This window comes from Euzebyella saccharophila, assembly GCF_014855495.1.
GTDB classification, from domain to species: Bacteria; Bacteroidota; Bacteroidia; order Flavobacteriales; family Flavobacteriaceae; genus Euzebyella; species Euzebyella saccharophila.
Window position 1 is genome coordinate 413,114 of record NZ_JACYFJ010000003.1, and the last position, 20,450, is coordinate 433,563.

Here is a 20,450-nt window from a genome sequence, read left to right on the forward strand (position 1 = left end):
AAATTTTACAACATTAAGAACTATAAATGTAAAGGTCTAAACCTTGTAAATGGAAAGCTTGCAATATTTTATTGTACCGCTTCTTTAGCTTGTGTATTTTTGAATATGAAAATTATTTCCACTAACCTTGGTAACCCGGTAACCATTACTTGGAACGGTAAAGAAGAACAGACAGGTATTTACAAATATCCTGTTGACCATGCATTGGAGCTCAATAAGACCATTATTAAGGACGACACCATTATTGATAAAATACATCATGGAGGCATCAATAAGGCATGTTATATCTTTTCATCAAACCATTATCCTTATTGGAAGGAACAATTTCCAAATTTGGATTGGGACTGGGGAATGTTCGGAGAAAACTTAACGGTGGAGGGTTTGGACGAGACCCAAATTAGAGTAGGCAATATTTACAAGTTGGGAAGTGCTTTGGTGCAGATGACACAACCGCGCGAACCATGTTATAAACTAGGGGTACGCTTCCAGGATCAATCAATTCTTAAAAAATTTATTGATTATGGGCTCCCAGGGACTTATCTTAAGATTCTAGAAGAAGGCTTGGTAAAAAAAGGAGATACCATGGAATTGGTGGAAGAATCCAAAAATGAGCTTACCGTAAGCCAATTCTACCAACTTTTATACATAAGAAAGAAACCGAAGGAATTATTACATCTTTTCATGACCAATTCTGCGGTTCCTGAATATAAAAAGGAGAAATTCAAGAAATTTTTATAATTTCAACAAAGCCCATTTTTTAAGAAGAGACGTTACTTTGGGTTCAAAATTTAAAATTTATGTCCCTATACGGTCCATGGCATTTGTACTTGATGGCAACGTTGTACATCCTTGCCGGTATTCTCCATTTTTTGAAACCTAAAATGTATAAAAGAATCATACCCTCCTATTTACCCGGGCATGGTTTCATTGTTGTAATAAGCGGTATTGTAGAAATTATATTGGGTTTGGCCGTTTTTTATCCCCCAACAAGGAATGCTGCGCTCTATGGCATTATTATAATGCTCACTTTTTTTCTTCCTGTTCATTTTTTCATGCTCAATAACAAAAAAGCAGGAATGGGATTACCTAAATGGGCGCTATTTGCCAGAATTCCTTTGCAGTTTGTTTTAATGTTCTGGTCTTTTTGGTACTTGAACATTAGTTAAAATAAAGAAATCAAAAAACCCTGCCGGAAATCCGACAGGGCCTTTAACTCAACTCAACTTAAACTACTATTTTTAATTACTTATTTGATATTGATCGTTTCGTAGTATGATTTCTTTCCGTCAGTAACAACTACGGTATAAACGTCTTTGTATGCTGTTTTAAAGTTGAATACTTTCTCAACTACCATACTGTCTTTCCACTCTTGGGAGAAAACCAAACGGTTGCTGCTATCGAAAACATCAACGTTAACATCGTTTTTGTCCAGGTTTAAGTGATTAAAATAAACCACTCCGTCCTTAAGCCTATAAACTGGCTTCGTTTCTTCTTTTTTATCTGTGATAGCTACGTTAGTACCATCAACGGTAATCGTATAAACTGTAGTTCTCAAACTATCATCAGTAGTAAAGTAATACTGACCATCTTTTAAGTTTTTCAAGTCGAATTTTTTAGCGTACGACTTTTGATCTACGGTTTCAAAGTAGATAACGTTACTATCTGTATCTAGAAGCTTAATGGTAGTTTTACTGGTTTCAGAATCCAATTCAAAAACTACGCTTTTTGCATTTTCATTAGTGATTAGGCTTAATTTCCCTTCGATGGCCGAAGCTGTCATTGTTCCGAACATAAGGGCGATCATTGCTACTGTTCTTGTTACTTTTTTCATGACATTTTGTTTTAAAGCCTGTCTTACAACAGGTTTGGTTAATAATCTGGTACAAACATACCACGGAATACCACCTCACACTACTACTCATTTTTCCAATTTATGTGCTATATTAACATGGGTAGGGTACCTTTTATCGATAAAAGATAATTTTGAACATTTTTTGGTTAATTTTGCAAAGAATTGCGTTTTTATACTGTACTAATTTTGCACTATGGAAAGAAAGTTCCCCATTACCCAAAAACCTGCTTTTGAAGCTATAGAACCCAGTTTTGGTCACTCATATACCTATCAAAAGTTTGACGCTACCAAAAACAATAAACAGAGTGTGTGGCATTATCATCCAGAAATTGAACTGGTTCACGTTAACGGTGGCTCCGGAAAAAGACAAATAGGTAGCCATGTTTCCTACTATTCCAATGGAGACCTTATATTAATAGGTAGCAATTTGCCCCATTGTGGTTTTACGGACAAACTAACCGGCAACGAAAGTGAGACGGTCATACAAATGAAACAGGACTTCTTAGGAAATGATTTCTTCAACATTCCGGAAATGAAAAACATTCAAAATCTATTTGAAATAGCCAAAGGTGGTATTGCCTTCTCTGGAAAGACCAAAAGAAAACTAGGTGAGAAACTGTTGATTTTGGAATATCAAACAGATTTCCAGCGTTTACTGTCAATTCTGAATATCCTGAACGAACTGGCTATTTCAAAAGATTTTAAAATTTTGAATGCCGAAGGCTTCTCCATGGAAACCGAGGTTAAGGATAACGACCGTATCAATATTGTCTTCAACCATGTGAAGGCTAATTTTAAGGAAGAAATTACGCTTGATGAAATTGCCAATATGGTGAGTATGACCGTTCCTTCTTTTTGTAGGTACTTCAAAAAGATTACCAATAAAACATTTGTTCAGTTTGTTAATGAATACCGTCTGGTGCATGCTTCCAAATTATTGGCAGAGCAGCCCATGAGCATTACAGAAGTTTGTATGGAGAGTGGTTTTAACAACTTCTCGCACTTTAATAAACAGTTTAAGGCCTTTACAGGTCAAAACCCCTCAGAATATAGGAACGAGCTTAAAAATGTCTTGCAATAAATGCAAAGACTGTTCCCCAAACGTCCAGATTTACAGCTTTGTGAAAGCACCATGAGCTATTACCCACAGTTTTTGGGTCGGAAAGAAGCGGATACTCTTTATCATGTTTTACGTAAAAATGTACCTTGGCAGCAGGATTCCATTAAAATTTTTGGTAGGGATTATTTGCAACCCAGGTTAACGGCACTTTATGGCGACAATGAAAAGTCTTATAGCTATTCTAACATCACAATGCATCCCAAGAAATTTATACCGGAGCTACTAGAACTGAAACAAAATATTGAAGAAAAATGTAAAACGAAATTCACAACCTGTTTACTTAATTTATACAGAAATGGAAAGGATAGCAATGGCTGGCATGCAGATAATGAAAAAGAATTGGGCAAAGAACCAGTAATTGCATCAATTTCTTTAGGAGCGGAACGGTTCTTTCATTTAAAGCACCAAGAAATAAAAAGTGAACGATACAAATTATTACTGGAGCACGGTAGCTTATTGGTGATGGGCGGAAAAACCCAACATAAATGGTTGCATCAAATTCCCAAGACATCTAGGGAAGTAGGGGAACGGATTAATTTGACCTTCCGATATATACCATAAAAAAATCGACCGCCTAATACAAGTGGTCGATTTTTTATAGTGCCCATATCTTTACGAAAGTTGAGTACTGCCTTTAGCTACTGGGCAGGCAACTAATGTCCTCATAGCCAACTTTCAACATTAATATAACTTCAATTTTTGTTCCAAAGTATCTCTAATCGATAGGATTATAGCTTTTTTAGATGATTTGTTGTGAAAGCCATATTTTTAGATGTAAGAATTTTCTTTAAACCTGAAAATTACATTCTTATCCAAAAATATCGTTTAAAACTTTGGCCAAGCGAATGCCTCCTTTTTGTAATTGAACTTCCACCGTAGACCACCAATCATAACTGTATCTATAGTAGAGCTTCTCTCCTACTTCCACGGAGTTATATACCTCATTGGCCAAATCTTGGGTTTCATTCACCCAAGTGTATAAATCCCCTTCTTGTAAAGCTAATACTTCTTTTTTATTCAGCTTTGGAAGGGAAGATGCCAACTCGGTATAACTCATTTGATAATCATCGATCATATGGCTGTCCCAAACGCGATGCAGATTGGTTCCTTCACCAAACCATTGCAACTGTATGTCGTTGCCCCCCTTATCCTCTGCCCTGCCCACATGCAGGGGCTGATGGACATCTCCCATCAGGTGTACCAGCATTTTAAGATAGAATTGTTTGTCTTCTAAATTGCTTTCCTCATCTTTCAAAATGGCTATACATTTTTGAATCCCCATTACCACATCTCCATATGGGCTTGGTTCCACATCTTTGTATCGTTTATTTTCCGGCATGTTTACATAATGCCACGGTCCAAATTTCCGGTACGCAGTATCGGATTTAATTTCATCCGCAAAATTGGCTATCGTAGCCAAGCCTCTTCCGTTCAAAAGTGTTTTAATTATCTTTTTGGCTTTTCTGCTCAAGTGCTCCTGCGCTATTTTGCCCACCGCTCGGTGACCGGTTTTGGACCAATCCCCATCCGAAGCCATTAAAAAACTCGTACTAAATAATACAACGATCAATAAGATTCTCATAACTGCTTAAAATATGCCCCAAAAGTAGCGGATGAGATTAAATCTATTGTTAAGAAACACCTGCAATTCACGATTTAAATTGATATTGCAGCCCAAAATTGAAAAACATTGGTACTAAAAACGATCAAAAACAAGTTTCTACGGTACGGAATATTTGCCGTTATAGGCTTGATATTACTATTTCTCCTATTTATTTTAAGTATCAAATGGGGTGCTTGGGGTAAACTGCCCACTATAGAAGACTTGTCCGATTTTCAATACCAGCGGGCATCCGAAGTTTATTCTGCCGATAGCGTTCTCATAGGCAAGTACTATCTCTATGACAGGCAACCCATCGCTTTTGAGGATATCCCAAAAAACGTATTAGAGGCCTTGGTAGCCATTGAAGACGAACGCTTTTACGAACACAATGGTATTGATTACCCTAGTTTGGGCCGCGTAGCTCTAAAAACGATATTAATGCAAGACCAGTCCGCTGGTGGTGGTGGTACGCTCACCCAGCAGCTGGCAAAAAATCTATATCCCAGACGAGACCGCACCAAAGCCAATATCGTGGTGAACAAAATCAAGGAAATGATGATTGCCACACGTCTGGAAGACATTTTTAACAAAGAGGAAATTCTCACCCATTACCTGAATACGGTTTCATTTGGGGATAATACCTTCGGAATTGAAAGTGCCTCGCTTAAATTTTTTAACAAAAGAACCCAAGAATTGAATTTAGAAGAGGCTGCTGTTTTGGTCGGTATGCTGAAAGCCACTTATGGTTACAATCCCAGGGTTTTTCCGGAAAGAAGCTTGCAACGAAGAAATTTGGTATTGGCCTCCATGGCTAAGAACGAATTTATTTCGGAGAACGAAAAAGATAGTCTAGTAAAAACTCCCCTCTTTCTTAATTACCGCCAATACGACAATAATGAAGGTATTGCACCCTATTTCAGGGAAGAGGTTCGAAAGAAAATGCTCAAGTGGACACAAGAGCAGCAAGAAGAGGGAAACGAGTACAATATTTATACTTCGGGACTAAAAATTTACACCACGCTCGACTACAATATGCAATTTTGGGCAGAAGCGGCCATGCGCGAGCACATGCAATCGCTTCAAGCTAGTTTTGAAAAAAGCTACGGAAACAATGCTCCCTGGTTAAAGAATAAATCTCTCATCAATAAATGGATCAAGCAGTCTCCGCTATACAGAAAAATGAAGGCTGTAGGATTGGAGGAAAAACAAATCATGGATTCCCTTCAACAGAAAAAGAAAATGGTCTTGGTAGATTGGGAAGGAGAAAAAACTGTGGAGGCCAGTTCAATAGACAGCTTACAACATTATATGAAGTTTTTAAACACCGGCTCCCTATCCATAGACCCTCACAACGGAGCGGTCAAAACATGGATTGGCGGTGTCGATTTTGAACACTTTAAATTTGACCATGTAGCCCAAAGTAAAAGACAAGTAGGCTCAACCTTTAAACCCTTTGTTTATACTGCTGCCTTGGAAGTAGGTATAGAGCCCTGCACTTATTTTTCTGCGGAAGAGGTGGAATATGAAAATCTGAAAGGGTGGTCACCCAGCAACTCCGGAAATAAGGATGAAACCTATCTCAACTATTCTATGGAGGAAGCATTGAGCAACTCTGTCAATACGGTAGCCGTAAAGGTCTTGGAAAAAACAGGTATTGAAAATGTTATTACCATGGCCAAAAACATGGGCATTTTCAGTGAGCTGCCAAAGCAACCTTCTTTGGCGTTGGGTACCGGCGAAATCTATCTAAACGAATTGGCAGGCGCTTACGCCAGTTATGTGAATAAAGGCCGCGCTATACTGCCCTACTTCATCAAAACGATTGCTGACCAAAAAGATTCCGTGCTGGTTAAATTTGAACCCAAACGGGCTGTTGAACCCGCTTTCTCCGAACAAACCAGACAGGTAATGGTAGAGATGATGAAATCCACTATTGACAAGGGTACGGCTTCCCGTTTACGAACGACCTATAAATTGAATAATGCCATTGCTGGTAAAACAGGTACCACACAAAATAATAAAGATGCTTGGTTTGTGGCCCTAACCCCCAATTTGGTACATGTAACATGGGTAGGACTGGACAACCATGAAATAGGATTTAGAAGTACCAGTTTAGGTCAGGGAGCCAATGCCGCTTTGCCCATTTTCGCAAAATTGATGCAAGAAATGAACCGGCACCCCAGTTATAACGAGATTACAAAGGCACAATTTACTTCAACCGACCCAAAAGTTTTAAGTATGCTCGATTGTGAACCGGTTAAACGAGATGGATTTTTTAAACGGTTGTTTAAAAACCCTGATAAGAAAAAGAAGAAAAAATTCAGAAATTAAAAACGAAACTAGCTTTATAAGAGGCCTAGGCTTTGGCCACATCAATTCGTAGTTTTGTAGCTCCATAAATTCAGTGCTGTTTTGAAATATAAAATTCTTTGTTCCGATTTGGATGGAACCCTTCTATCCACCAAAAGTGATGTATCCGAATCAACCATATCTGAAATAAATAAAATTAAGTCCGCAGTCAGGACAATTTTGGTTTCAGCCCGTATGCCTAGAGGAATGCGCTACCTACAAAGGAGATTGGGTATTGAAGAACAGCCCATCATATGTTACAACGGTGCTCTTATTATTGATGGGGATGAAATTATTACTTCTACCGAAATAGCCATTGACCACGTCAAGGAAATATTTGCCATGGCCAATGTGAGACAAATAAAACTAGGTCTATACCATAATGATGAATGGTATGTAGAAGAAAATACGGAACGGGTGCGCAAGGAAATAAGATATACGCAAGCAACACCCGTTTTTAGAGATACGGAAGCCTCTATTCTTGATTGGTCCAACAGAGGTTTGGGAGCACATAAAATCATGCTGATGGGTACCAAGGATACTTCGGATGCCATTTATCCTGAGCTGGAAGAACGTTTTTCCAAGGACCTCAACTTATATCGTTCCAATGATACGCTTATAGAAATTGCGCCTAAATCGGTTTCAAAACTCACCGCTATCCAAAAACTGCTTCAAGAAAACGAAACCATGGAAGATGTAATTTCCTTTGGTGATAATTACAATGATGTGGAAATGATACAATATTCCGGTTACGGGGTAGCTGTTGGCAATGCCCGGGAAGAAGTTAAAGCCGTGTCCAATTTTGTTACCTTGCCCAATACGGAAGATGGCGTAGCGGTGTTTTTAAAAGAGCATCCACTCGTATAATTAAGTATATTTGGGCAAAAGCAATTTTATGACGGAACCTCTTATTACGGATGACACGGTAGTTTTTGGCTTGCTCACCCTTTGTTTGGGCTTTATTTTTTACACCTCTTCCATCACTACCGGTTTTTGGAAAAAATTCTATTCCGTGGTTCCCGCAGTATTAATGTGCTATTTGTTACCGGCCATTTTAGCCAGTTCCGGATTAATATCGGACGAGACTTCCAATCTGTATTTTGTGGCAAGTAGGTATTTACTGCCTGCAGCCTTAGTTCTTATGACCTTGAGTATTGACCTTAAGGCCATAAGTAATTTAGGTTCCAAAGCATTAATAATGTTCTTAACAGGCAGTGCCGGAATCATCATCGGTGGTCCTATTGCTATTCTTATCGTCAGTATTTTTTCTCCGGAAACAGTTGGAGGGAACGATTTTGATGCCGTCTGGCGAGGTCTTTCCACTATTGCTGGAAGTTGGATCGGCGGTGGTGCCAATCAGGCGGCCATGCTCGAAATCTTTAGGTACAACCCTGAAAAGTATGGTGGAATGGTACTCGTAGATATAGTAGTGGCCAATGTTTGGATGGCCGTTATTCTTCTTGGGGTGGGCAGAACCAAACAAATTGATAATTGGTTAAAAGCCGATACTAGTGCTATTGAAACCCTTAAGGTAAAAGTAACTGCCTTTGCTGAAAAAATTACACGAGTGCCTACATTAAAAGACTATATGATGATGCTCTTCTTTGCTTTTACAGCTACGGGTATCGCCCATTTTTTTGGGAATCACATCAGTACATTTTTGACCAACGGATTTGATAGCGTTAGCGACAAAAAAAGCTTTCTATCCTTTTTGGGCTCCAGTTTTTTCTGGATGGTGGTCATCGCCACTACTTGCGGAATAGCGCTTTCCTTTACAAAGGCTAAAAATTATGAAGGTGCCGGTGCGAGTAAAATTGGAGGAATATTTATCTACATTTTAGTGGCGACCATAGGCATGAAAATGGATCTGGGCAAAGTTCTGGAAAATCCGGGGCTTATAGCCATTGGTTTTATTTGGATTTCCATTCATGCAGGGCTACTTATTTTGGTGGCAAAACTCATAAAAGCACCCTACTTTTTCTTGGCCGTAGGTAGCCAGGCCAATGTAGGGGGCGCCGCATCCGCACCTGTTGTTGCCGCTGAATTTCACCCCTCCTTAACCTCTGTTGGGGTTCTTCTGGCCGTTTTTGGGTACGTAGTAGGTACCGGTGGGGCTCTTTTATGCGCTTACTTAATGGAAGTTGCATCTACGATGTAAACTTCTGTTTTTATACAAGCTGACAAAATCATTTTTTTTTGGATATTTGCGCCGATAAAAATTACTCATGAAGAAAATATCTTTTTTAGTTTTTGCGAGCCTACTTATTATTTCCTGTTCAGGAAATGGTTCAAAAGATACAATGATCGTAAACGGTAATGTTAAGGGGTTAAAGAAAGGCACCCTATTTTTGCAACATCTTATAGATACTACCTTGACCACAGTAGATTCTTTGGAAATTGCCGGGGATGGCGCCTTTCAATTGGAAACTGAACTTGAAAGTCCTGAAGTTTTCTACTTATACCTAAAAAAGGATGATGCCAATGATATTAATGATAGGATTACCTTTTTTGGCGAGCCCGGCACCATAACCATCAACACTTCATGGAATACTTTTGACATGAGTCCTGAAATTTCCGGTTCGGAAACCCAGAAGAAATTGGAAGAATACCAAAAAACCATGTCTAGGTTCAATATGCGAAATCTAGAAATTTTGCGCGAAGCATCCAATACAGAGAAACCATTGGATTCACTTCAATTGGACTCCCTACAACTTTTAAGCAATAAAAATTTAAAACGTGGTTATGCCTATGCCCTCAACTTTGCACTTAACCATAGAGACTCCTACATAGCGCCTTATATAGCCCTTAATGAAGTATCAGATGCCAATGTCATATATTTAGACTCTATCTATAAAGTACTGAGTCCGGAGGTTGCAGAATCCAAATACGGAAAAAAGCTAAAAGAGCATTTAGAAACTATAAAGCAAAAAAAAAACCCGGCTAAAAGCCGGGTTTTTTATTGATATTCTAAACGTTCTATGAACCTAATTGATTCACTTTTTCTACCAATCCAGTAGCTTTGGTTTCCAATTCGGCCCTAACATTTTTTAGGTGTTTTTGCCTATTTTCAACAGTTCTATCATTAACTTTTCCAATTAGCTCATCAAAAGTTGAGATGGTTTCATCTATAATTCCCTCTCCTTCCTTTGAAACCACATTGTTCTTAGAGTCATCTACGATGTAAACAGCTTCAATGATATCGCCCAATACGTTATTGATGTCTTTTTTTAAGTTTTTTACACTTGCCATAATAGGTATATTTTTGGCAAAAATAGGCTATTTACCCAGAACTTGTATCTAAAAAAAATAGTTGCTAAATAGTGACCTCCAATAATTTGGCTCCCTTGGTTTTTATCTGAATTCTTTGGGAAGCCGCAGCAACCAAAATAGTTTCTCCTTTTTGTATATCTGCCGAACCATTTTCATCGGAAATGGTGGCAGCACCTCCCACACACATATAAATTGTAAAGGAATCTCTAGAGGCTACATCTTGGCTTAAATCATTATCTAAATCCAAATAGTTGGTAGTAAAATATGGGCAGTCTACCATATCGTTCACCGTATTTTTGGCATTGGGATAATTCACCTTAAAATCATCTTTTTTGGTATAATCGATGGCGTCTAGAGCCATTTCAGTATGCAACTCTCTTAAGTTTCCATTTTTATCCCGACGATTGAAATCAAAAACACGGTAGGTAATATCAGATGTTTGTTGTATTTCTGCCAATAATACACCAGCTCCTATCGCATGTATTTTTCCGGTGTTTATAAAAAAAGTATTGCCCTCTGTTACCTTCTCATAATTCAATAATTCTAATAAGCTGTCATTTTCGAGGCTTTTGGCATATTCATCCTTGGTAACATCTTTATTGAAACCCACAATCAATTCCGCATCATCATCGGCATCCATCACATACCACATTTCCGTTTTCCCAAAGGAATCATGACGTTCTTTGGCCAATTCATCGTTAGGGTGCAATTGAATGGAAAGGTCTTTTTTGGCGTCTATAAACTTTATGAGAATGGGAAAATCCGTTCCAAAACGCTCATAAACACTCTTGCCAAGAAGATTTTCAGGTTGTTCATTAATAAGTTCTTGCAGGGAAGTTCCTGCCAATTCTCCATTAGCAATAACAGAGACATCATCCTTTACAGTGGAAAGTTCCCAACTCTCGCCAGTGATATCAGATTCAATAGGTTTTCCTAAAACATCTTTTAATTTGGTTCCTCCCCAAAGTCTTTCCTTTAATATGGGCTGAAATTTAAACGGGTATAGACTCATTGCTATGATTTTTTTAATGCGTTGATTGCTTCTGTTATGTGCTTTTCGGCATTCAAAAGATTATTGAACACCATAATAATTTTACCATTTTTGTCGATGACATAGGTTTCTCTACCGGGTAAAATTAACATACTTTTTCCTACTTTAAACGCTTTTCGTACTTCATTATTATTATCGGACAAAAGTATAAATGGAAGTTGGTATTTCTCGGCAAATTTTGAGTGACTATTTACCGAGTCGCCACTAATACCGATTACTTCAGCACCTAAATCTTTAAACTCCTCATAGCTATCACGAAAAGAACAGGCTTCTTTAGTACAACCTGGCGTATCGTCTTTTGGATAAAAATAGATGACCATAGGTTTTTTACCCAATAAATCTGAACTGGAAAACGGCTTTCCATGTTGGTCTTTAAGTATAAACTCAGGAATGGTATCGCCTACGTTTAATCCCATACTATCCGGAAAAGGTTACAAAATTGCGGGGCGTTTCATAGAGCACCACCTCAAGTTCATGCTCTTTTTTAATATGAGGCCTTAATTTTTGCCAAATAACTACAGAAATATTCTCAGCGGTCGGATTTAAATCTTTAAACTCTGGTACCTCAACATTCAAATTCTTGTGATCAAAGGCCTCTTCGATTTCAGATTTAATCAAATCTTTTAAATCCTTCATATCGATAACGAAACCGGTTACCGGGTCAATTTCACCCGTGACGCTTACCACCAACTCGTAGTTATGGCCATGAAAATTAGGATTGTTGCATTTGCCAAAAACCGCATCGTTCTTGGCCATGTCCCAATCCTTTCTATATAACCTATGCGCGGCATTAAAATGGGCCTTCCTACTTACCTTAACCTTCATCTTGGGTATCATTTAAGGTAATATGACTATAGAATTTCTCGAAAATGATTTTAAACCATTCTGTATATTGATTGGGATTTGCTTCGATATCTTTTTTAACATCCGAAGGTTTCATCCATTTCCAGGCAGCGACCTCATCGGGGTTAATTTCCGGACTGCCTTCAAATTCCCCCATCATAACATGGTCAAACTCGTGCTCCGTGAGTCCGTTATCAAAAACGGCCTTGTAGGTAAACGAGAACAATTCTTTTAAATCCGTCTTAAAACCCATTTCTTCCTGTAGTCTCCTTTTTCCCGCTTCAATATTAGACTCCCCCATTCTTTGGTGGCTGCAACAGGTGTTGGTCCATAATAATGGGGAGTGGTACTTATGAGCTGCCCTTTGCTGTAACATGGTTTCCCCGTTTTTGTTCATAACAAATACAGAGAATGCCCGATGCAATAGCGCTTTTTCATGGGCCTCCATTTTTCCCATGGTCCCAATAGGTTGATCGTTTTGGTCTACTAGAATTACTTGTTCTTCTTTCAAATGCAATTTATTTGTTGGGATAGGCTCAAAGCCTTCCTCACAAAAATAACATCTTTACGACCATATTAGAAAATGAGGAATATAAATAATAGTTAATGCGTCAATCTTAATTGAGATACAGATATCCACGAAGGTGCATCGTTTCCCCGTTCATTTCCTCATACTTTAGAATGTAAAAATAGGTACCTGAGGGCATCCTTTCCAAAGCGCCTTCGCTCAGCTGGTCTAAAGATTGCCCCGTAAAGTTATTTCCGTTAGAATCATAAGCATCGGTCTCATACATCAAAATACCCCAACGGTTATAGATTTCAAGGTGGTTGACAGGCCGTGATTCCAAACCGGTGATGGTCAAATAATCATGAACGTTATCCCCATTAGGAGTTACCACATTATATACGATTACCGGAGTATAAGGAGCCTCTAAGTAATTGGGAATTCCATTATTGTTTTCGTCATCATTGGCATAGTTTCCATCATTGTTACTATCTTCATCCATGGTCATAATTCCGTCGCCATCATCATCAATATCCCTATAATCCGATTCAAAGTCATTATCGGTATCAGGAAGGTCATTAACGGGATCGTCTATTTCATCGTTAATATCATCGTCAATAGCTTCTTCACCTTCATAACCATCGTCTAAACCATCGTTATCTTTATCAGAACCGATAAAAATCACATCGGGCATACCGTCATGGTCGTGGTCATGAGCCTCCGTAGCATCTAATATGTTGTCATTGTCACTATCCGTATCTAAGTAATCTGGTAAATCTTCTCCATCCGTATTTACAGGAATCAAACCCTCGTTGCCATCCTGCTCATAGGCATCATCCAGACCATTGTTATTTTCATCTAGATTACTTGGCGGAGTATATCCTGAAGTGGTTTGAGCCTCCACATTATCAGGAATACCATCGTTGTCACTGTCAATATCCAAATAATCCGGGAACTCGTCGTTGTCTGAATTGGTAGGATTGGTAGACGGGTCGTTATCGCCATCGGAATTCAAATCTTCAAAAGCATCGGTAATACCATCGCCATCACTATCAAGAATCAAGCTGGTCATGGACAATTGTGCCGGAACTGTGGCTGCAAAAGGATTACATAGATTCTGGCTACTGGTGGCCGTTAGTCGGTACAAACCCGTAAGGGATGAGTTCACGCCCCTAACCGTCAACTCTTGGGTCTCAGCACCCGAATAATTTGCATCATTAGAGAGGTTGACCCATGTTATGCCATTATCACGGCTATTTTGCCATCTATACAAAAGATCCGGACCGCTAATACCTGCAGTAAAAACCACAGTTTCGCCTGAATTGGCTTGTACGTTATCAGGGGAGGCAAGCACTGTCATGTGCGCGCTGGCTTGGGTAACCTCGGTAGTCGTACCGGTATAGCCGCCTTGCCCGGTAATCTGACCGTAGGCATCGATGGTAACGGGAGAAGTTCCTAAAATAAAATCCCCGTCATTATCTGAGTGACCAGCTTCGGTGGTGTCTGCACAGGTATCATTATCACTGTCCAAATCTTGATGATCAGGATTCATATCACCATCGGTATCCTGTTCTTGGCAGGAAGAAATCCTCACCGTAAAATCGTCAAAAACGGAATAAGCCACATTCCCATCGTTTTGCTGATTATAAGTATAAACACGTATGGTATAAGTCGTATTCTCTTCCAGATTAAAATAGGAACCTGCGGGCATGAGGTCAAAAAATTCAGAAACTCCATTAGTGGGATAGTGTACCCTAATATCGGAGTAGAGTAGTACGGAAGTAGTAAAATTATCGTTGGAAATGGCGATGGCCGCATCATAGCTATTGCCCACCGTGGTACCATTGGAATTGCGAAACCAATTAACTCCCATACGTTCAATTAATGGGTTGATTAACCCGGAAGCCGTGGTAAACGAAACTTCTATATATTCTGATTGGGTCAGCGCCTCTTGATAGGTGTCGGCCTCTATTTGGGAAATCTGTAATTCTGAACCCGGTGAAGCTGCGGTAATGCCCGCTCCGGTGACAATAGAGCCGGTGTTGGCCAAAAACCAACTACTAAAGGCAGGGTTTTGTTCAAAATCCACTTCACGTGTACCTACGGGACTATTGAACCCCCAAGCAAAATAATCATCATCTATACAATCTTGCGCTTCAGAACTATCTAAAATACCATCATTATCATCATCAACATCGGTTCGGTTGTCTATACCATCACTGTCGGTGTCGTAATCAACGGTAATGTACACCGAAGCTATATCTGTATTTCCGCCTGCATCGGTAATTTCGTATGTAAAAATATCCGTTCCTAAAAAATCATTTGTGGGAGTATAAGTAAAATAATCATCGTAAGAATCCGCCGTTCCATTGTCCATTAAAATCACAGAACCATTCGTTGGCTGACTGAAATTGGTCACGGCACCGTTTAATCGGGGGCCTGCACTCCCAAAGTTATCGTTCAAAAGAATTTCTATTGAATTATCAGCTGAGTTAACGCCTACGTTGGCACTATCAAAAACAGCTTCCAACTTAATAACTATTATGGCCGTACCCGTATCACAAACACCGGTGTTGGGTGCAGGAAGACAAACCTGATATTCAAATGTATCATTTCCCGTAAATCCGGGATTTGGAATATAATTAAAGCTTCCATCAGGATTAAAAACCAGTGTACCGTTCGTTGGGTTGCTCAATAAAGTATAGGTACTGCCAGCAGGTACTAAATCATTTTCGGCGATATTTCCATTACCTTCCCTATCCAATTTTATGCGAAGACTATCATCTTCGGCATAAGTCTGCATCAGAAAGAATTTACCATCACCATGGTCATTGGTTGCACCCATGTAGCGAATAGAGGTAATTATGGAGCCGACGGGTGCCAATTCAGAAAGCTCATAAAGGGCAATTCCTATCACCTGCCCATTTTCATTATTTCTACCGCTGCTCCAATAATCACTATTTGTGGTTGGAGCGGCTTGTGGGCCAACTCCGGTCAAGTTACCCTGATTACGAACAAAGGTGCTACCTAACATCTGTTCCGGGCCTCCGACTGCGGGTATTCCGTATAGTTCTATATACATACAATTATTTCCGCCACGTTCGGTTACCGCAATAACGCCGTCGGGATTGGAAGGAATTCCAGGGTTATAAGAAATGGTCTGAATCTGGGCATCGGTAGTACTTAGGGCCGAATAGTTCCCACAAAAATTACGTCCGTTTTGATTGCTCTGAAAGTAATGGTTCAGATTTAATGATTGATAGGCATTCAATGCCTCGGTGCCCCAATTAGCCGCATCGCTACCGGTAACAATTCTTGTACCGTTGTTCCAAATATTGTTTTCTCCATCACCACCTGGCCCCAAACGAGTCATTTCATAATTGCTAGGTACCACAAACGTAGTATAATCAACTCCGTTTATAGTGATGGATTGTAAGTTGGCAGGGTCTGAAAATACGCTCTGATTATTTGCCCAACTAAAGGTAACCCCTGATCGAATAGAAGTTGCTTGTCCCCAACTTATGGAGATTGAGAACCATATAAATAATGTAGGCAGTAATAGTCTAGATAGATTTACTGGGGGATAATATTTTACCATAGGCTAAGCATTCATTTCTAGTTGAAGTAGTTTGGGACCTACAACAAACAAAATTATAGCTCAGCAAAACAGATCGGCAATTTTCACGTCCTAAGGCACTTTTTCCCGTTTGAAAACCCTTTTTCGAGCAGATTGTTTAAAACCAAAGAAAGCCTAAAATGAACAATAGACAGTACTGATCGATAAACGGCACCAATCAAAAATAAAGAAGTTGCCATCCGAGGATAACAACTTAGTTTATCAATTGATATATGAAGTTATGTATTTAAAAGAATCTAGGGGATTTTAAGTTACCTTGGGTACTTATGAAGTCGTAACGCAAAATAACCTCAAAAGAACCATCATTGTATAGCGCATTTCCTAACTCCGTAATTTCACGGTCATAGGCCATACCAATTAAAAACTTGTTGGAAACACTGAACCCTACCAAACCACTAAAAGCAGCATCCCACCTGTATGCGGCACCTAAAATAAATTTCTCGTTGAGCATGAAGTTGGCCGATAAGTCAACTTGTAAAGGCGCACCTTTAACCGCTTTAGTCAATATGGAAGGTTTAAACTTAAGATTATCATTTAAGTCCCATACATATCCTGTTATAAGGTAAAAGTTCATTTGTTCCTTTGCGGTGGAAGGAGTTGGACCTTCCTTGAAGTGTTTAGTTTCTAAAATTCTAGGAACGGATATTCCTGCATAAAACCTTTGCGTATGATAATATACCCCTGCTCCTACATTGGGAGAAAACTGATTGTCTACATCGCTTTGCAAATCATTATCCGGAGCTATCTGGTTTAATTCTGAATATCTAATATCCAATAAATGGGCTGAGCCTTTTAACCCAAAACTCAATCTACCTTCATTGGAGGTGTATACCGTATAAGAAAAATCAATGTCAAAATAAGTTTCCGATGTAGGCCCTATTTGGTCATTAACAATGGACAAACCAAGCCCCACCCCTCTATAACCTATAGGTGAATGTATATTAAAGGTCTGTGTTTTAGGCGCTCCATCTAAACCAATCCATTGTGACCTATGCAATAAGGCTGCACTTACATGTCCTCTAGAACCTGCATAACCAGGGTTTACACTCATGGTATTGTACATATACTGGGTATACTGTGCATCTTGTTGGGCATTAATTTCATTACAAGTAATAAAACCACCGAAAATCAATAGTAGCAATACTCTTGTGACTTGTAATTTTAGATTTGGGGTAATCATTTGCACTATCTATTTAGGTATATGTATCCGTTCAAATTTTTGGTCTCTCCGTTATCTATTTTGTATTCAAGGATATAGAAATAAGTTCCTACAGGAAGTTTTCTATCCACATCTACGGTAACCCTTCCTTCCGAAGTTCCATCAAAGGTATTTCCTTGGGTATCGTAAGCCTGAGTACTATAGACCAATACACCCCATCGATTGTAAATTCTCAAGGAATTATCCGGGAAATTTTCCAAACCATGTATGGTGAGTACATCATGAACCCCATCGCCGTTTGGCGTAATCACATTGAATACCTCTATTTGTTGTTCATCTGCATTGGGTTCTAGGTATTCTGGAATACCATCATTATCGCTATCATCATTGGAATAGTCTCCATCGATGTTCACATCCTCATTTTTACTCTCAATTCCGTCATTATCGTCATCGATATCCCTATAATTACTTTCTCCATCTCCATCTGTATTTGGAAGGTCATTATAAGGATCGTTAATTTCGTCGTTCACGTCTAGATCAATGGCAGTTTCTCCTTCATAACCATCGTCCAGACCATCATTATCCTTATCCGATCCAATTAAACTTACTTCCGGTATACCATCTTGATTGTGGTCATGTGCTTCAATTCTATCAGGTATATTATCATTATCACTATCCTCATCCACATAATCAGGTAGCCCATCACCATCGGTATCTTCCGGTATCAGACCTAATTGACCTCCGGTCTCATACGCATCGTCCAAACCGTTTCTATTGGCATCGGTCAAACTAGGAGCTGTGTATCCCACTGTTGATTGAGCTTCCACGTTATCTGGAATTCCATCATTGTCACTATCAATATCCAAATAATCCGGAATGCCGTCTCCATCTGTGTCCGTGGGGTTGGTTGAAGGATCATTGTCCGCATCCAAGTTTAAATCCTCAAAGGAGTCAAGAATACCGTCGTTATCCGAGTCTAAATCTTCGGCGTCCGTTACCACTATAGAAATAGATGCCGAACTGCAATTTCCAATTGCATCACACAAGGTGTAGTTAAAGGATTCCGTACCAATAAATCCATCATTAGGAATAAAGGACACTACATCATCTGACGGATCATTTGGTGTTCCCCCATCATTGATGGATACTATTCCATTGGTTGGATTTTCTACCGTTAATGTTCCAGTGGCAGGTACATCATTATCATTATCCATAATGTGTATTTCTACTGGTGTTCCTTCGGTTGTGGCCACGGCATCATCGATAGCGTCCACAATAGGGTTCACATTCACCGTCACTGAAGCTGTACTACAATCGCCAAAGGTGTTGCAAACACTATAATTGAAAGTATCCGGACCATTATAATCTGGATTTGGAACATAGGTCACAATATCATCTGTAGGGTCATTAGGCGTATCATTGTTATCAATTGTTACCTGACCATTATTTGGATCCCTAGAAATAGTTAGTGATCCAGAATCCGGTAAATCGGAGTCATTGGCATAGATATCGACAATTGTGGAAGTGTCTTCATCCAATGACACCAAATCATCTACCAAAATGGCTGATTCATCAATACATACCACCGTAAAATTAGGAAGGCTCTTACTGTTTCCGGCCTTTAGAATGGTGGCGGTATACTTTTCAACGGTCTGGGTGGCTATTACCGTGGGTTGCATTTGGTCTCCAGCTACCGTTGGACTCCAGGTGAGCGTGGCACCTGGCGGCAAAGGGTTTCTAGAAATATCTAACGTAACCTCGTTATAAGGTGAATTACAATTGGTAACTATAAAATATCCCGTAGCATTATGTCCGCATGCCGTACCATCATACGTAGCGAAATACACCCCTCTTTCGGTTACTTCATAAAAGGAATCCGTACCTAAAACCGTACTTGTATCCGATGCTTCGTACCATCGATAGTTACTTTCATCGCCCCCATTGGGCGCCTGAAGTAAAAACTGGGCATTTGAAGCTGCAATTCCTAATATTGTTAGGACAATACCAAGTACAATGGCCTTATATGTAGCGATGGTTTTCAATTTTATTCTATCGGATTATATTTATTTAACCATAAACACTACGTTGATCAGGGAATTGTAATCTGCCGGTTGCCCTATAATTGTATAGGTCAGAACACCATTGGCATCAATTGACATAGTTCCCGTATCAAAAACAGTAGGATCAGCATACGTTACATAGTAATATAATTCTGTAGCCCCATAGGTAGGCAGCGCAGCTGGAGCTCCAGCACTAGAAACAGTTGGCGTTCCATACTGAGCCGTATATTGCGCGTATAGATCAATTGTAAACGTTCCGTTAATGGAAGCATCAACTGCAATGGATGGAGGGTAAAAAATGCGTGCTGCCTTAGAGGTTATAGGGGCTATCGCCTCAATAACTTCTTGGACATTGGTTTCATTTGTTGGTGAAGCCTCTCCAGCCTCATCTACATCAATTGGAGTTCTTAAAGGCACCTCATCATCATATTGGTCGTCAGAACCAAGACTTGAGAGTGGAACGTCCAAGTTTCCTCCACCATCGGTCAAACGGAGGTTTCCACCGACGACTCCAAAACTGTTGTTGTATTCGTTACCTACCACAGAATCGGCATCATTTACATTAATTGTTATACTGTTTCCTCCGGATATCGAAATATCTCCAGGACTGTTATCCGTTGAAAGAGTTTGATCATCGGTAGCCGGGTCACCTGCTGGACCTTGAGGGCCTGCGGGACCTTGTGGACCTATTGCTCCGTCTGCTCCTGCCGGGCCTTGGGGGCCTTGTGGGCCTGTTGCTCCATCTGCTCCATCAGCACCTGCTGGGCCTTGGGGACCTGCGGGACCTGTTGCTCCGTCTGCTCCGTCCACTCCTGCGGGGCCTTGCGGGCCTGCGGGACCCTGTGGGCCTGTTGCTCCGTCCGCACCATCTGCACCTGCGGGACCTTGGGGTCCTTGTGGGCCTGTTGCACCATCCGCTCCGTCCGCTCCTGCCGGGCCTTGGGGACCTTGTGGACCTGTTGCACCATCGGCTCCGTCTGCTCCTGCCGGACCTTGAGGGC

The 20,450-nt window shown here is 40.0% G+C and carries 19 protein-coding genes; 8 read left to right on the forward strand and 11 right to left on the reverse strand.

Going from position 1 to position 20,450, the window contains the following annotated elements:
• Positions 1-105 precede the first annotated feature (105 nt).
• Positions 106-738, forward strand: a complete 633-nt coding sequence (locus tag IL355_RS12515) for an MOSC domain-containing protein (RefSeq protein ID WP_192462452.1) — start codon at positions 106-108, stop codon at positions 736-738.
• 59 nt (positions 739-797) lie between these two features.
• Positions 798-1,166, forward strand: coding sequence for a DoxX family protein (locus IL355_RS12520; protein WP_192462453.1), 369 nt, complete (start codon positions 798-800; stop codon positions 1,164-1,166).
• Positions 1,167-1,246: 80 nt separating this feature from the next.
• Here the strand turns inward: IL355_RS12520 and IL355_RS12525 are convergent, their stop codons facing one another.
• Positions 1,247-1,831 carry a hypothetical protein gene (locus tag IL355_RS12525; RefSeq protein ID WP_192462454.1) on the reverse strand — a complete coding sequence of 195 codons (585 nt, stop codon included), beginning with the start codon at positions 1,829-1,831 and terminating at the stop codon, positions 1,247-1,249.
• A gap of 214 nt (positions 1,832-2,045) precedes the next feature.
• Here IL355_RS12525 and IL355_RS12530 point away from each other — a divergent pair, with 214 nt between their 5' ends.
• Positions 2,046-2,933, forward strand: a complete 888-nt coding sequence (locus IL355_RS12530; protein WP_192462455.1) for an AraC family transcriptional regulator — start codon at positions 2,046-2,048, stop codon at positions 2,931-2,933.
• Positions 2,934-3,533 (forward strand): alpha-ketoglutarate-dependent dioxygenase AlkB family protein, encoded by a 600-nt coding sequence (locus IL355_RS12535; RefSeq protein ID WP_192462456.1) that lies wholly within the window; start codon positions 2,934-2,936, stop codon positions 3,531-3,533.
• 247 nt (positions 3,534-3,780) lie between these two features.
• Here the strand turns inward: IL355_RS12535 and IL355_RS12540 are convergent, their stop codons facing one another.
• Positions 3,781-4,554: a S1/P1 nuclease gene (locus IL355_RS12540; RefSeq protein WP_192462457.1), complete on the reverse strand. Its 774-nt coding sequence runs from the start codon at positions 4,552-4,554 to the stop codon at positions 3,781-3,783.
• 108 nt (positions 4,555-4,662) lie between these two features.
• Here IL355_RS12540 and IL355_RS12545 point away from each other — a divergent pair, with 108 nt between their 5' ends.
• From IL355_RS12545 to IL355_RS12560, 4 genes are all read left to right on the forward strand, one after another.
• Positions 4,663-6,906 carry a penicillin-binding protein 1A gene (locus IL355_RS12545; RefSeq protein ID WP_192462458.1) on the forward strand — a complete coding sequence of 748 codons (2,244 nt, stop codon included), beginning with the start codon at positions 4,663-4,665 and terminating at the stop codon, positions 6,904-6,906.
• Between the two features lie 81 nt (positions 6,907-6,987).
• Positions 6,988-7,791, forward strand: coding sequence for a Cof-type HAD-IIB family hydrolase (locus IL355_RS12550; protein ID WP_192462459.1), 804 nt, complete (start codon positions 6,988-6,990; stop codon positions 7,789-7,791).
• A gap of 28 nt (positions 7,792-7,819) precedes the next feature.
• A complete protein-coding gene (locus tag IL355_RS12555) occupies positions 7,820-9,082 on the forward strand; it encodes a DUF819 family protein (protein ID WP_192462460.1) in 1,263 nt (420 codons plus the stop codon).
• Positions 9,083-9,149: 67 nt separating this feature from the next.
• Positions 9,150-9,887 (forward strand): DUF4369 domain-containing protein, encoded by a 738-nt coding sequence (locus IL355_RS12560; protein ID WP_192462461.1) that lies wholly within the window; start codon positions 9,150-9,152, stop codon positions 9,885-9,887.
• A gap of 13 nt (positions 9,888-9,900) precedes the next feature.
• Here IL355_RS12560 and IL355_RS12565 read toward each other — a convergent pair whose 3' ends face one another.
• The 9 genes from IL355_RS12565 to IL355_RS19325 form a co-directional block, all read right to left on the reverse strand.
• Entirely contained in the window at positions 9,901-10,173 is a 273-nt protein-coding gene (locus IL355_RS12565) for a hypothetical protein (protein ID WP_192462462.1), read from the reverse strand.
• A 64-nt stretch (positions 10,174-10,237) separates the two neighbouring features.
• A complete protein-coding gene (locus tag IL355_RS12570) occupies positions 10,238-11,206 on the reverse strand; it encodes a type I phosphomannose isomerase catalytic subunit (RefSeq protein ID WP_192462463.1) in 969 nt (322 codons plus the stop codon).
• A 2-nt stretch (positions 11,207-11,208) separates the two neighbouring features.
• A complete protein-coding gene (locus tag IL355_RS12575; RefSeq protein ID WP_192462464.1) occupies positions 11,209-11,661 on the reverse strand; it encodes a peroxiredoxin in 453 nt (150 codons plus the stop codon).
• 1 nt (position 11,662) lies between these two features.
• Entirely contained in the window at positions 11,663-12,070 is a 408-nt protein-coding gene (locus IL355_RS12580) for a 6-pyruvoyl trahydropterin synthase family protein (RefSeq protein WP_192462465.1), read from the reverse strand.
• Entirely contained in the window at positions 12,060-12,599 is a 540-nt protein-coding gene (gene idi / locus IL355_RS12585) for an isopentenyl-diphosphate Delta-isomerase (protein ID WP_192462466.1), read from the reverse strand. Before idi ends, IL355_RS12580 begins: the two co-directional genes overlap by 11 nt.
• A 106-nt stretch (positions 12,600-12,705) precedes the next feature.
• Positions 12,706-16,191, reverse strand: coding sequence for a T9SS type B sorting domain-containing protein (locus IL355_RS12590; protein WP_192462467.1), 3,486 nt, complete (start codon positions 16,189-16,191; stop codon positions 12,706-12,708).
• Positions 16,192-16,456: 265 nt separating this feature from the next.
• Complete coding sequence (locus IL355_RS12595; protein WP_192462468.1) at positions 16,457-17,410, reverse strand: PorP/SprF family type IX secretion system membrane protein; 954 nt, start codon at positions 17,408-17,410, stop codon at positions 16,457-16,459.
• Between the two features lie 5 nt (positions 17,411-17,415).
• Complete coding sequence (locus IL355_RS12600) at positions 17,416-19,431, reverse strand: T9SS type B sorting domain-containing protein (RefSeq protein ID WP_192462469.1); 2,016 nt, start codon at positions 19,429-19,431, stop codon at positions 17,416-17,418.
• A 21-nt stretch (positions 19,432-19,452) separates the two neighbouring features.
• The coding region (locus IL355_RS19325) for a collagen-like domain-containing protein (protein ID WP_262892185.1) at positions 19,453-20,450 on the reverse strand (998 nt) is incomplete at its 5' end.